Genomic DNA, 13310 nt, shown 5'->3' with positions numbered 1-13310 from the left:
GACGCTATGTTATTTAGCCTGAGCGGTATGCTTTTTGATTTTTTCAATATGCTCAACAAACTGCTCTGCATTCATGAATCCTGATACGCGAAGCCCAGTAAGCTCTCTGCCCGTTTGATCGAAAAACAGGATAGTGGGTAGACCCAGTACCTGAAACTCCTTCAGCAGCGCGATATGTTGCCTATTATTCGCCGTTACGTCCGCCTGAAGTAAAACTGCATCAGACAGTGCATTTTGTACTGAAGGTGCACTAAAAGTATATTTCTCAAACTCTTTGCAGGTCACGCACCAGTCAGCATACAGATCTAACATAACGATCTTACCTTTGGCATTAACCAGAGCCTGGTGTAGTTCATCACTATCACTAACCGGTGTAAACAGGCTATGTGTATCAGCCTGGGCCTGTGGAATTGCGGGGCTAAATGCCCAATCCTGTAATGGGCGGGTAACAATAAGCGCAGCGGCCAGTAATAATAACTGAAGGAGTCTGATCCACCCTTGTTGAGAACGTAAACTGACAATAAAAGCCCAGCCAAAGAAAGCTAATCCTAACGCTGACCACATTCGCAGTTCCCAAATTTCGCCATACAGGCGGCCTAATAAGATCACCGGAAGTGCCAGAATAAGGAAGCCAAATCCTTCTTTGACATACTGCATCCATGGGCCACTACGTGGTAGTACCTTGTTGCCAAATAACGTAACCAGTATCAGAGGTATCCCCATTCCCAGAGCATACAGATATAGTGTTCCACCACCAGCAAGCAGATTGCCGCTTTGGGCAATATAAAGCAGGATTGCAGTTAATGGCGCGGTGGTACAGGGAGAACTGATAAGCCCTGCCAGCGCTCCCATAATAAAGACGCCTAAAGGGGAACCGCCTTTTTGATTATTGCTCCAGCCGGTCATTTTGGTTTGTAATGACGAAGGGAGTTGTAGGGTATAGACCCCAAACATAGAGAGTGCCAGCAGAATGAATAACGCTGACAATCCAATTAAAACTACAGGATGTTGAAAATAGGCCTGAAATTGCATACCAGCAGCGGCCACAACAATACCCAATGCGGTATAAGTTAACGCCATTCCCTGCACATAAACAAAGGCCAGAAAAAAAGTGCGCTTCAGGCTATAACTTTGCTTATTTCCCAAAATAATACTGGAAATCAATGGATACATCGGCAGCACACAAGGGGTTGCCGCGGCAATGATACCAATAACTAAGGCCCACAGAGGGGAGAAGGGGAGTGACTCCTCACTCTTTGCCTCATCGGTTTGCGGAGGTAATGACGTTATTGCTACAGAATTACTGGTGGTTGTTATTTCACTTAATGGAACCGTACGTGTTTCAGGGGGATAACAAAATCCTGCCTCAGCACAACCCTGATAACTCACAGTAATGACTGAGTTGTTCTTTGCTTGTGAAAGGGTTAACGGAATTGATAAAGAATGCTTATAAATTAAAGTATCACCGTAGAAGGCATCGTTATGCTTTTCCGCCGTGGGGAATGTATAGGGTGCTATTGTGGCATCTTGTGCTTCAATTTTTATCTGGTGTTGGTAGAGATAGTAACCCGGAGCGATATCCCACTTGAGAATCAGATGTTGATTGTTCTGACTAAAATCAAAAGCAAAAGCCTGATCGACACTGACAAACTTTCCGGCAGAGGGTGTTTTATCAAATAGTGAAGCCTGCGCACTAAACGAGGTGCAAAACAGCGTCAGCCAAAAGAGAATAATTAATTTAGTGATGTGTCGAGCCATGATAGATATTCTTTGTTGCCTCCACTGACAGGTAATGCCAGCAGTTCTGGTAATTCGTAAGGGTGATGCTGTTTTAGCTTCGCCATCAGAGCATCCTGATGCTGACAGTTAGTTTTGAGCAACATCTGCACTTCATACTCCTGCTCCAGCTTACCCTGCCAGTAGTAGAGGGAAGTGGCACCAGGTAAAATCGTGACGCAGGCGGCTAATTTTTCAGCCAATACTAAAGTTGCAAGCTCCTGTGCACTCGCCTCATCTGGCGCAGTACAAAGAATAACAATGGCGTTGGTACTGTTAGAAATTGCTGCTGTCATAATGTTTACCTCTGGATGATGGAAAACATGTTGCATTCAGCAAAACACTATACTGGTTGAGTGGGGGTTTGTCAGTAACTGGAAGAGAAAGAGGGGAATAGACCTGAAGTGCGAACACCTCAGGTCTATAAAGGCAATTACAGAACCATATTACCTACGATAAAGCCAAACAGAACTGACAGGGCAATAGCAATAACGCCCGGAACCAGAAATGAATGGTTAAACACATACTTACCGATACGGGTTGAACCGGTATCATCCATCTGAACAGCTGCCAGCAGTGTTGGGTAAGTTGGCAGAACGAACAGAGCAGAAACAGCGGCGAATGACGCTACAACACCAACTGGTGTTACGCCAAGAGCCAGCGCTGCTGGTAACAGTGCTTTCGCTGTTGCGGCTTGTGAATACAGCAGCGTAGCAGCAAAGAATAGAATAATCGCTAACATCCAGGAGTGTTCTTGCAGCAGGCTACCAGAGAACTCTTTGATTTCGTTGATGTGAGCTTGAACGAAAGTATCACCTAACCACGCAACACCCAGTACGCAGACACAAGCACTCATACCTGATTTGAAGGTACTCGCATTCAGGATTTCGTTAGTATCAATCTTACAGAATACACAGATTGCGGTGGCAATAGTTAACATGAAGACAACGATTGCATGGTCACGGCCTAAGATAGGGTTTTCGATCAGACCTACAGACTTACTGATTGCTGTTGCATACAGCATAACGGCAACGATACCGAGCAGGAATAACAGAACAGAAAGCTTTGCACCCGGCTTAATCACGATGTCGGCAACTTTAGTATTGCTAACCAGGCCTTTAGCCAGACGGTCTTTATAAACCGGATCGTCTTTTAACTCGCTGCCCAGGAAGTTACTGACAACAGCAGTCAACATAACTGCAACAAAGGTGGTTGGAATACAAATACCTAACAGGGTTAAGTAGCTGACACCAACAGGTTCCAGAATACCAGCAGTAAATACTACCGCAGCTGAAATTGGTGATGCTGTGATGGCGATCTGTGATGCCACAACCGCGATAGACAGTGGACGTGAAGGACGGATGCCTTGACCTTTTGCCACTTCGGCGATAACCGGCATAGTAGAGAAAGCTGTGTGGCCAGTACCAGCGAAGATTGTCATGACATAGGTAACGACCGGTGCCAGAAACGTAATGTATTTAGGATGTTTACGTAGCAGTTTAGCAGCTAAGCTAACCAGATAGTCCATACCACCGGCGACCTGCATTGCTGCAATTGCCGCGATAACGGACATGATGATTTGAATAACGTCGAACGGGATATTACCAGGGTTGATTTGACAAACCGTAGTAAGAACCAGTACGCCCAGTCCACCGGCAAAACCGATGGCGATACCACCTAGTCGTGCACCAACATAGATGGCCAGCAGGACAATCACAAATTGCACAGCTAACATATATTATTTCCTTGATTTTATACGTGTTATTAAAAATAGATAACACAAAGTTAACGACTACAAGTTCCTACGGGTATTAAAAAGGCATGCTATTTTTCAAATGACATGCCTTTTGTTTGGTTATTGCAGAGTCTTAGTTCTCTCGCAACTAGTCGTCGTAACGTTTTGCTTTATATTCTGGGTGCATCAGGTTCTTGATGGAGAAAATATCATCAAGTTCTGCTTCGGTCAGAAGACCGCGCTCCAGAACAACTTCGCGTACGGTTTTGCCGGTTTCAGCACAAATTTTACCAACAATGTCACCGTTGTGGTGGCCAATGAATGGGTTCAGATAAGTGACGATACCGATTGAGCCGAACACATAGGCTTCACACACTTCTTTATTGGCAGTGATACCATCAACACATTTTTCAACCAGGTTGTGACATGCGTTAGACAGAATGTGAATTGACTCAAACATAGCCTGACCGATAACAGGTTCCATTACGTTCAACTGTAATTGGCCAGCTTCTGCAGCCATAGTTACGCAAATGTCGTTACCGATAACTTTAAAGCAAACCTGATTAACTACTTCAGGAATAACCGGGTTAACTTTAGCTGGCATGATAGAAGAACCAGCTTGTAGCTCAGGTAAGTTGATTTCGTTTAAACCAGCGCGTGGGCCAGAAGAGAGTAAACGAAGGTCGTTACAGATTTTAGACATTTTTACTGCAAGACGCTTTAATGCGCCATGAACCATCACGTAAGCGCCACAGTCAGACGTTGCTTCAATCAAGTCTTCTGCAACTACGCATGGGAAGCCGCTAACTTCAGCCAGCTTCTGCACCGCCAGAGGGGAGTACTCTTTTGGTGTATTCAAACCGGTACCGATAGCTGTTGCGCCAAGGTTGACTTCGAGCAGGAACTCAGCAGTACGGGTAATATTTTTGACTTCTTCTTTTAGTAACACACTAAAAGCATGGAATTCTTGACCTAAAGTCATTGGTACAGCGTCTTGTAATTGAGTACGGCCCATTTTCAGGACTTCTTTAAACTCAACAGCTTTACGATCAAAGCCTGCACGCAGTACTTCAATAGACTCAACCAGTTTCATTAATGAAGAGTAAACTGCGATACGGAACCCGGTAGGATAAGCATCGTTAGTAGACTGGCATTTGTTGACGTGGTCGTTTGGGTTCAGATACTGATATTCCCCTTTTTGATGACCCATCATCTCCAGACCAATGTTGGCAATAACCTCGTTAGTATTCATATTGACAGAGGTACCTGCACCACCCTGATATACATCAACAGGGAATTGATCCATACACTTACCGTTTTTCAAAACTTCATCACAAGCCTGAATGATGGCATCAGCAATTGAACGAGGAATGGTTTTCAGTTCCTTGTTCGCCATTGCGGCTGCTTTTTTTACCATTACCATGCCACGAACAAACTCTGGGATATCACTGATTTTGCTGTTACTGATGTAAAAGTTTTCAATGGCACGCAGAGTATGTACACCATAGTAAGCTTCAGCAGGCACTTCACGTGTCCCTAACAGGTCTTCTTCGATACGGATGTTATTTGACATGTAAACCTTCTTTAATATACCAAGATGAATAAAATAGTGAAAAACTGTGTTGCTAAATGATTACAATATTATAAAAGCGTTGGCGCTCTTGGTGTGGAGATCATAAGCTCCTTTTGATTAAAAGTATGAACCTAGATCAGATTATTGGCATCATAAAAAATATTAATGACATAAACGTGATTTAAATCACACTAAAGAGGTAGTTGTTGTTTTTATCGTCAGAGTTGATTTTTTAAGAGGTCAGCACTATATCAAGGCTATATATATAGTATATTAAACTGCTTCTGCTAATTTTAATGATAGGTTATCAAAACGTCATCTTGATGTTAATTATGCTTGTTTTTGATATAGCTTCAGTATGTTACTATGTAAAAAATCATTTAATTTCCGAATGTTAAGGAGCTTGTGTGCGCTGGCTACCGTTAATTTTGTTGTTTCTGCTGATTTATATTGAGATCACAATTTTTATTAAAGTTGCCGCTGTTTTTGGCGTGGCACTGACATTAATTCTGGTGATCCTGACATCGTGTATGGGAGTGTCATTGGTTCGCCATCAGGGGCTAAAAACATTAATACAAATGCAGGAAAAAATGGCGAATGGTGAGAATCCCGCTGGCGAGATGGTAAAAAGCGTTTCGCTGCTACTCGCCGGTTTCTTATTACTTATTCCCGGTTTTTTTACTGATTTTTTAGGATTGTTGCTGCTGCTGCCACCAGTTCAGAAATTACTGACTTTAAGAGTGATGCCATTTATCCATGTGTTTCGTTCAGCTCCGGGAAATTCATCGACAGCAAGTCAGGGGGGATATACTGTTGAAGGTGAGTTTCAGCGTAAAGAGGATGACACAAGCAAACACATTGGTGACAAAAAAGACCCCGATCTCTAAGTATCCATATCGAACGTTGCTCATTGTTTATGCAAAACAACTTATGTAAATTTTTTTCACTTCCCCCCTTGAAGGGGAGGTGAATGCCCCCAATATCACTTTCACGAGGCTGGTAATTAAATGTACCTGCTCAAACCTAACCTGGTAAGGACCTTCTCAAAGGAGAGCTATCAATGAAAATTCGTCCACTACACGACCGCGTAATTGTAAAACGCAAAGAAGTTGAAACTAAGTCAGCTGGCGGTATTGTGCTGACTGGTTCTGCCGCAGCAAAATCCACCCGTGGTGAAGTACTGGCTGTTGGCAAAGGTCGTATTCTAGAAAACGGCGAAGTGAAAGCACTGGATGTAAAAGTTGGCGATGTCGTTATTTTTAACGATGGCTACGGCGTAAAAGTAGAAAAAATCGATAACGATGAAGTCCTGATTATGTCCGAAAGCGATATTCTGGCGATTGTTGAAGCGTAATTTAGAGCGCTCTTTTTTTGAACTGAATTGAAAAGTTAAGGGAAACCTGAAAATGGCAGCTAAAGACGTTAAATTTGGTAATGATGCACGTGTAAAAATGTTACGCGGCGTAAATGTTCTGGCCGATGCAGTAAAAGTGACTCTGGGACCTAAAGGTCGTAACGTAGTTCTGGATAAGTCATTTGGCGCACCAACAATCACTAAAGACGGTGTATCCGTAGCGCGTGAAATCGAGCTGGAAGACAAATTCGAAAATATGGGCGCACAAATGGTGAAGGAAGTTGCTTCCAAAGCCAACGATGCTGCAGGTGACGGTACTACTACCGCAACTGTACTGGCTCAGGCGATTGTAACTGAAGGTCTGAAAGCTGTTGCTGCGGGTATGAACCCAATGGACCTGAAGCGCGGTATCGATAAAGCGGTGATTTCTGCAGTTGAAGAACTGAAAAAACTGTCTGTGCCTTGCTCTGATTCTAAAGCGATTGCTCAGGTTGGTACTATTTCTGCCAACTCCGACTCAAGCGTTGGTTCGCTGATTGCGGAAGCAATGGAAAAAGTAGGTAAAGAAGGCGTTATTACCGTTGAAGAAGGCACTGGCCTGGAAGACGAGTTGGACGTTGTTGAAGGTATGCAGTTCGATCGTGGTTACCTCTCACCTTATTTCATCAACAAACCAGAAACGGGTGCTGTTGAACTGGAAAGTCCTTTCATCCTGTTAGTCGATAAGAAAATCTCTAACATCCGTGAAATGTTGCCAGTATTAGAAGCAGTTGCTAAAGCGGGTAAACCACTGGCTATCATTGCTGAAGATGTAGAAGGTGAAGCTCTGGCAACGCTGGTCGTTAACACTATGCGTGGTATCGTGAAAGTGGCTGCGGTTAAAGCACCTGGCTTTGGCGATCGTCGTAAAGCGATGTTGCAGGATATCGCAACGCTGACTGGCGGTACCGTTATTTCTGAAGAGATCGGTTTAGAGCTGGAAAAAGCCACTCTGGAAGATTTAGGTCAGGCAAAACGCGTTGTTATCAACAAAGATACTACCATCATCATTGATGGTGTTGGTGAAGAAGGCGCTATCAAAGGTCGCGTAACCCAGATTCGTCAGCAAATCGAAGAAGCCACTTCCGATTACGATCGTGAAAAACTGCAAGAGCGCGTAGCTAAATTAGCTGGCGGTGTTGCTGTGCTGAAAGTCGGTGCTGCAACTGAAATCGAAATGAAAGAGAAGAAAGCTCGCGTAGAAGACGCTCTGCAAGCAACCCGTGCAGCCGTAGAAGAAGGCGTTGTTGCTGGTGGTGGCGTAGCATTAATTCGCGTTGCAGCGAAAATTGCTAACCTTCAGGGTGATAACGAAGATCAAACCGTTGGTGTTCGTGTTGCATTACGCGCAATGGAAGCTCCATTACGTCAAATCGTTGCTAACGCAGGTGAAGAACCATCTGTTGTAGCCAACAATGTGAAAGCCGGTGATGGTAGCTACGGTTATAACGCTGCAACTGAGCAGTATGGCGATATGATCGATATGGGTATTCTGGATCCAACCAAAGTAACCCGTTCTGCTCTGCAATATGCAGCGTCAATCGCCGGTCTGATGATCACCACCGAATGTATGGTGACTGACCTGCCGAAAGATGACAAATTAGACATGGGCGCTGCTGGTGGTATGGGCGGCATGGGTGGTATGGGCGGAATGATGTAATTCCCCTGTACATTCAGCCTGTCTGAATAGTTGAAACCCCGGTTTATGCCGGGGTTTTTTTATGTCTTAAAATCTAATCAGGCAAAACTATTAAGATGCAGGATTCAGCAATAGTTGAAGAATAGCTTTCGGATGATAAAGCCTTGCTTCTTTCAGACTATTAGCCGATAGCTTTAATGTTTCCGGATATTGACGACGCCAGCGGTGATAAATATTCACAATATCGATCATCTTTGATTTTCTCAGTTGGGAATATTTCAGAGCCCAATAGCTAATCAGATTGCGAAGTATGAAGCAGTCAGTAATCAATTGATAATAGGTTTCAACTTCAGACATCTTTGCGTGATAGGGAAAACTATCATGGTAAAGGCGATAAAACAGATAGTTGGTTACCACATGAGGAAATTCATTGAATACCGGAGTGACGGTTTGCATCCAGGCATTCTCAAGATCGGCAATTTTTTGAGCACCACTCTCGGTGGACTGCTGGAGAATATCATGGTGAACCTCTTTCCAGAATGCCGCCATGGTAGGCACCGTTTCAACATTGGCCAATTCTGCTACCTGAGACCCAATTTGAGCAAATAGCTGCCAACGGGCCACATTGTTGCGGGGGATTTCACTCATGTGGGATTTAATATGCTCATGAGTTAAGGATGCTGCACGCAAATGCAGTTCTTCTATGGCCTGATGTTTCTGTTTTTTATTGGTGTAATCATCGTGACTCATCGGCGACACTAATTCACCGATTGCCATTAATCGTTCAGAAAGAGACAGCTCCGGGCGTAGCGCAATACCAATACATTCAGCGTTAACCTGGTGATAGATATCGCTGAGAGGCGATTGACTGCGGGATGAAATCAATTTTTTCGATTCCAACCAAATGGATGTCTGGCTCATTAGGATCTGACCACAAGCTTCCGGACATTCAATAGCCAAACTTTTACGTACCTCATTTTGCCAGCGAATATCCACATAAGGGTAATCAAGGCAGAATTTAGGACGGGTATGGAGATCGTCTCTGCGGCCAATGAGGCAGTAAGTACAGGAGCGACCTTTATCAAAGAACGGACAATAGTTATCTCTGGTTAGATGGATTGTTCCCCAGTTCTCCAGATCGGTTTTTGCCAGTTGAATACTCTGCTGGGCTACCGTGCGGATATCTTCATCAGCACTTTTCAGATAAGCCTGAGTGCTGATTTTATCCAGAGGGATCTCTTTACCAATACAACAAGTACATAAACACCCACCGCCATTACATTGAAACCGGCGTACATATTCAGGTTCATAAATATTGATGATATTCATCCCAGCCTATCCAATGTATATGTATTCCATCAATAGCTATAGTACGGTTTTATTTTCGAATGGTAAATAAGTAAAACTTATGTAGAGAATAGGGCGTTATATTTATTAGAAAAAAGTGTTTTTATATTTTTTTCTATAAGGGAATAATTATAGTTACTAAGCTTAAATATATTAAAATAAATAATTTCATTGGTTTGTCAATTGTCTTATTGCATAGAAAAAACCATCTGCATTAAATGTTCACAGGTGGATTTTTCTATTATTACTTATTGATTATTAAAGAATTATGTTCAAATCCAATGGGGTTTTACTGGGTTGTCCACCAATTTCTCGGGTTAGCTTAGGAACTAAATACCCGGATGTTGTTTCCAACATTTTTCGTATAATGTGGCGAGCTTCATTATCATCTATCATGAAATGAGAGGCTCCCTGTACCTTATCTAAAACGTGGAGATAATAAGGTAATATTCCTGAGCTAAATAATGCATTACTCAGATTAACCAATGCGTTGCAATTATCATTGATTCCTTTCAATAATACGCTTTGATTTAATAAGGTGACTCCAACATTTTTTAATTTTTGCATGCTATTTTTTACATCAGAATCAATTTCATTCTCATGATTAATATGGGTAACCAGGACAATCTGTAAGCGCGAGCGGGCAAGACGTTGGCACAGCTCATCGGTTATTCTGTCCGGGATAACTACCGGTAAGCGAGAATGAATACGCAAGCGTTGTAGATGCGGAATTTTTTCTACTTCTGTTATTAGCCAGTCCAGTTCATGATCTTTGGCCATCAAAGGGTCGCCACCGGAGAAAATAAGCTCGTCCAGCTCTGAATGCTGATTGAGATAGTTTAATGCATTTTTCCAGCTCTCTTTATTACCAGGATTATCATGATAGGGAAAATGGCGGCGAAAGCAGTAGCGACAGTTAACGGCACACCCACCTTTAACCAACAGCAGAGCCCGATTATGATATTTATGTAATAAGCCCGGAACGGCTGCACTTTGTTCTTCTAAAGGATCTACACTGTAACCTGGCGCTTCAAAAAACTCATCTTGTAGCGTAATGACCTGCCGTAATAAAGGATCGTTGGCGTCGCCTTTTTTCATTCTGGCTGCAAATGCTCGAGGGACACGTAAGGCAAACAGTCGACGAGCCTCTATACCGGCACGTAGTTCGGGGTGATTCTCAAGAGATAAAAAACGTAATAATTCTTCAGGATCGGTAATAACATCCGATAACTGTTGCAACCATCCTTCTCTAGTTGCGGTGTTATAGGTTACAATGTGCGCCATTTTTAGCTGAGCTACCTAATTAATCAAGAAAGAGGACCATCATGGCGACTTATTCTAGCAACGATTTCCGTCCGGGTCTTAAAATCATGCTAGACGGCGAACCTTGTGCCGTTATTGAAAGTGAATTTGTGAAACCAGGTAAAGGCCAGGCCTTTGCTCGCGTTCGTCTGCGTAAACTGATTTCTGGTAAGTTATTAGAAAAAACCTTCAAATCCACCGACAGCGCTGAAGGTGCTGACGTTATGGATATGAACCTGACTTATTTATATAACGACGGTGATTTCTGGCACTTTATGAACAATGAAACCTTTGAGCAATTAGCTGCGGATGCAAAAGCCGTTGGTGATAACGCTAAATGGTTGGTTGAACAGGCTGAATGTATTCTGACTCTGTGGAATGGTTCTCCAATCGCCGTAACTCCACCTAACTTCGTTGAACTGGAAATCGTTGATACCGATCCAGGACTAAAAGGTGATACTGCAGGTACTGGTGGCAAACCAGCAACCTTATCTACCGGTGCGGTAGTTAAAGTTCCATTATTTGTTCAGTTAGGCGAAGTGATCAAAGTTGACACTCGTTCTGGCGAATACGTATCTCGCGTTAAGTAATTTTCTTAATTGCCAGTATAAGGCCGTTTTACGGCCTTATCTGTTTTGCTAAAACAATTCTGACGATAAGGAGTGCGGCATGTTTAAAGCTATTAGTGCTATCTTTTTATCACTGGTTGTGGTTTCAGCACTCAGTGGTTGCAATACCGTCCGTGGCTTTGGAGAAGATATCCGCCATGTTGGTAGTGCAATTGAACGTGGGGCCAGCTGAAGTTAATTTCTCAGGTTATTCTTTTATCAGGGTATAGCCGCCATGTCATCATTGATTATCACTGTTTGCATGTTGACGCTGAGCAACGTGTTCATGACTTTTGCCTGATATGGGCATTTAAAATATTTTCATAGTAAAACCTGGGTGATTGCTGCGTTAGTCAGTTGGGGCATTGCGCTGTTTGAATATCTGTTGCAAGTACCGGCTAACCGAATCGGTTATGAAGTTGCCAGTGCGGGTCAGTTAAAGATTATTCAGGAAGTGATTAGTTTATCGGTGTTTATTCCTTTTTCCATGTACATCCTTAAAGAACCTTTCCGTACAGATTATATCTGGGCTGGCTTATGCCTGTTGGGTGCGGTGTTCTTTATGTTCAGGAATAAAATCATGGTATAATGACAGAGCCGTACTATTTTATTTCAGGATTTACTGAAATAAAATGAGCGGTATCTGCTTATTGGCTGGTTGGGACGACCCTACCACGCATCATCATTTCAGGGGACGACCCCAAAGTATCAGGGGAGTGCCTATTATGGCCTGGATTATTCTGTTTATTGCTGGTTTGCTGGAAGTGGTATGGGCAATCGGTTTGAAATATAGCCACGGATTTACCCGTTTAACCCCCAGCATTATTACCGCAGTAGCAATGGCTGCCAGTGTTTTTCTGTTGGCAAATGCAATGAAAACACTACCTGTAGGAACTGCATATGCAGTCTGGACCGGTATTGGTGCTGTTGGCGCCGCAGTGACTGGGATCATTTTGTTGGGAGAGTCTGCCAGCGTAATGAGGATAATCAGTCTGTGTCTGATTATTGGCGGGATTATTGGCCTGAAATTTAGTTCGTAATAACATTAGCCCACCTGGTCTCTTGACGCCGGGTGGGTTTATTTTTCGCTTGTATTATCCAGTGGATTGAGAGATTTAAGCACCGACAGGCTGTGATTAAGGTTCTGTTTGTTGTTGGCCGCTAAACGCTCCAAACCGGCAACAATGAATGAGAGTAAGTATTCACATGCCTGCTCTTTATCTTCCACTGAACAGAGCTGTTGTGACAGTCCACCGATGCGGTCGACTTCCGAGAAAGTGTTGCACATCACACCTACCATAAAATCAAACCCCCATTGAATGCTGGCTTCATCAGCATCAGGCATAGCACGACGCATTTCCTGCTGGAAGCGGGCGGCTCCGGAATCAAACTGCTCTTGTAATAGTGACAGGTTATAACCCAGTAACGTCGATACGATGCGGGCATAGCTGCGCCAGCCTGCGCCGCCGTTTAAATGCCAGAACAAGTAGGGAGTCACGAAAGCATGAACAATCTGCTCAATGGAAAGTGGTTTGCCGCTATTTTCATTGCTGAAGTAGTCAAGAAGCTGTAAGCGGGATTCACTTAACAGGCCAATTCTGCGTTTAATTACCGCATCAAACAGCGCTTCTTTAGTACCAAAATGATAGTGGGCCAGAGCCAGTTTCACATCGGCTTTTTGAGTTATCTGACGGATAGATACGGCATCATAGCTACTCAGGGCGAAGAGTTCTTCGGCTGCATTAAGAATTTTTTCTGATGTTGATATTTGCATGTCGTATTTTGTACCGTCAAAGGGGCAGCCAATGATTTTCTGGCTAAACGTTTGATCATTATAAAGCCGCATAGCAGAAATACATCTAATTTTATCCGCTTACGGTCTTCCGCTATACCTTCCCACAGATTCTGACTCTCTGGGCAGGCTTTAGTTATCCTTC

Annotated in this window: 13 protein-coding genes and 1 pseudogene; 7 read left to right on the top strand and 7 right to left on the bottom strand. The window is 43.4% G+C overall.

All coding sequences use genetic code 11. The features are described 5' to 3' along the window. Positions 1 to 9: 9 nt before the first annotated feature. From I2494_RS18715 to aspA, 4 genes are all read right to left on the bottom strand, one after another. Positions 10 to 1758: a protein-disulfide reductase DsbD gene (locus I2494_RS18715; protein WP_218468518.1), complete on the bottom strand. Its 1749-nt coding sequence runs from the start codon at positions 1756 to 1758 to the stop codon at positions 10 to 12. Beyond that, positions 1734 to 2072 carry a divalent cation tolerance protein CutA gene (cutA, locus tag I2494_RS18710; protein ID WP_218468519.1) on the bottom strand — a complete coding sequence of 113 codons (339 nt, stop codon included), beginning with the start codon at positions 2070 to 2072 and terminating at the stop codon, positions 1734 to 1736. The genes I2494_RS18715 and cutA overlap by 25 nt, the downstream gene beginning before the upstream one ends. 137 nt (positions 2073 to 2209) lie before the next feature. Further along, the gene (locus tag I2494_RS18705; protein ID WP_218468520.1) at positions 2210 to 3511 is read right to left on the bottom strand and encodes an anaerobic C4-dicarboxylate transporter; all 1302 of its coding nucleotides are present in this window, start codon (positions 3509 to 3511) and stop codon (positions 2210 to 2212) included. A 148-nt stretch (positions 3512 to 3659) separates the two neighbouring features. Next, positions 3660 to 5084, bottom strand: a complete 1425-nt coding sequence (gene aspA, locus I2494_RS18700; RefSeq protein ID WP_218468521.1) for an aspartate ammonia-lyase — start codon at positions 5082 to 5084, stop codon at positions 3660 to 3662. Between the two features lie 407 nt (positions 5085 to 5491). On the opposite strand from aspA, the gene I2494_RS18695 reads away from it, so the two are divergent. The 3 genes from I2494_RS18695 to groL all read left to right on the top strand — a co-directional run bounded on the left by I2494_RS18695 (position 5492) and on the right by groL (position 8137). Beyond that, on the top strand, positions 5492 to 5971 hold the full coding sequence (locus I2494_RS18695) for an FxsA family protein (protein ID WP_218468522.1): 480 nt from the start codon (positions 5492 to 5494) through the stop codon (positions 5969 to 5971). Between the two features lie 173 nt (positions 5972 to 6144). Further along, complete coding sequence (locus I2494_RS18690) at positions 6145 to 6438, top strand: co-chaperone GroES (protein WP_108901213.1); 294 nt, start codon at positions 6145 to 6147, stop codon at positions 6436 to 6438. A 52-nt stretch (positions 6439 to 6490) separates the two neighbouring features. Next, the gene (gene groL / locus I2494_RS18685; RefSeq protein WP_218468523.1) at positions 6491 to 8137 is read left to right on the top strand and encodes a chaperonin GroEL; all 1647 of its coding nucleotides are present in this window, start codon (positions 6491 to 6493) and stop codon (positions 8135 to 8137) included. A gap of 90 nt (positions 8138 to 8227) precedes the next feature. Here groL and fliB read toward each other — a convergent pair whose 3' ends face one another. After that, positions 8228 to 9445 carry a flagellin lysine-N-methylase gene (fliB, locus tag I2494_RS18680; RefSeq protein WP_218468524.1) on the bottom strand — a complete coding sequence of 406 codons (1218 nt, stop codon included), beginning with the start codon at positions 9443 to 9445 and terminating at the stop codon, positions 8228 to 8230. A 276-nt stretch (positions 9446 to 9721) separates the two neighbouring features. Beyond that, positions 9722 to 10747: an EF-P beta-lysylation protein EpmB gene (gene epmB / locus I2494_RS18675; protein WP_218468525.1), complete on the bottom strand. Its 1026-nt coding sequence runs from the start codon at positions 10745 to 10747 to the stop codon at positions 9722 to 9724. 41 nt (positions 10748 to 10788) lie between these two features. Here epmB and efp point away from each other — a divergent pair, with 41 nt between their 5' ends. The 4 genes and pseudogenes from efp to sugE all read left to right on the top strand — a co-directional run bounded on the left by efp (position 10789) and on the right by sugE (position 12413). Further along, positions 10789 to 11355 carry an elongation factor P gene (gene efp / locus I2494_RS18670; protein WP_130590181.1) on the top strand — a complete coding sequence of 189 codons (567 nt, stop codon included), beginning with the start codon at positions 10789 to 10791 and terminating at the stop codon, positions 11353 to 11355. A gap of 79 nt (positions 11356 to 11434) precedes the next feature. Next, positions 11435 to 11566, top strand: a complete 132-nt coding sequence (locus I2494_RS18665) for an entericidin A/B family lipoprotein (RefSeq protein WP_218468526.1) — start codon at positions 11435 to 11437, stop codon at positions 11564 to 11566. Between the two features lie 42 nt (positions 11567 to 11608). Continuing rightward, positions 11609 to 11962: pseudogene (locus I2494_RS18660) on the top strand (DMT family protein). A gap of 136 nt (positions 11963 to 12098) precedes the next feature. After that, entirely contained in the window at positions 12099 to 12413 is a 315-nt protein-coding gene (gene sugE, locus I2494_RS18655) for a quaternary ammonium compound efflux SMR transporter SugE (protein WP_218468527.1), read from the top strand. A 38-nt stretch (positions 12414 to 12451) separates the two neighbouring features. On the opposite strand, the gene I2494_RS18650 is transcribed toward sugE, so the two are convergent. Further along, the gene (locus I2494_RS18650) at positions 12452 to 13147 is read right to left on the bottom strand and encodes a TetR/AcrR family transcriptional regulator (RefSeq protein ID WP_218468528.1); all 696 of its coding nucleotides are present in this window, start codon (positions 13145 to 13147) and stop codon (positions 12452 to 12454) included. Between the last annotated feature and the right edge of the window lie 163 nt (positions 13148 to 13310).

Origin of the sequence: Limnobaculum allomyrinae, from assembly GCF_016649425.1 — a bacterium.
Taxonomy (GTDB): domain Bacteria; phylum Pseudomonadota; class Gammaproteobacteria; order Enterobacterales; family Enterobacteriaceae; genus Limnobaculum; species Limnobaculum allomyrinae.
This window is presented reverse-complemented; position numbering and strand designations above follow the sequence as displayed.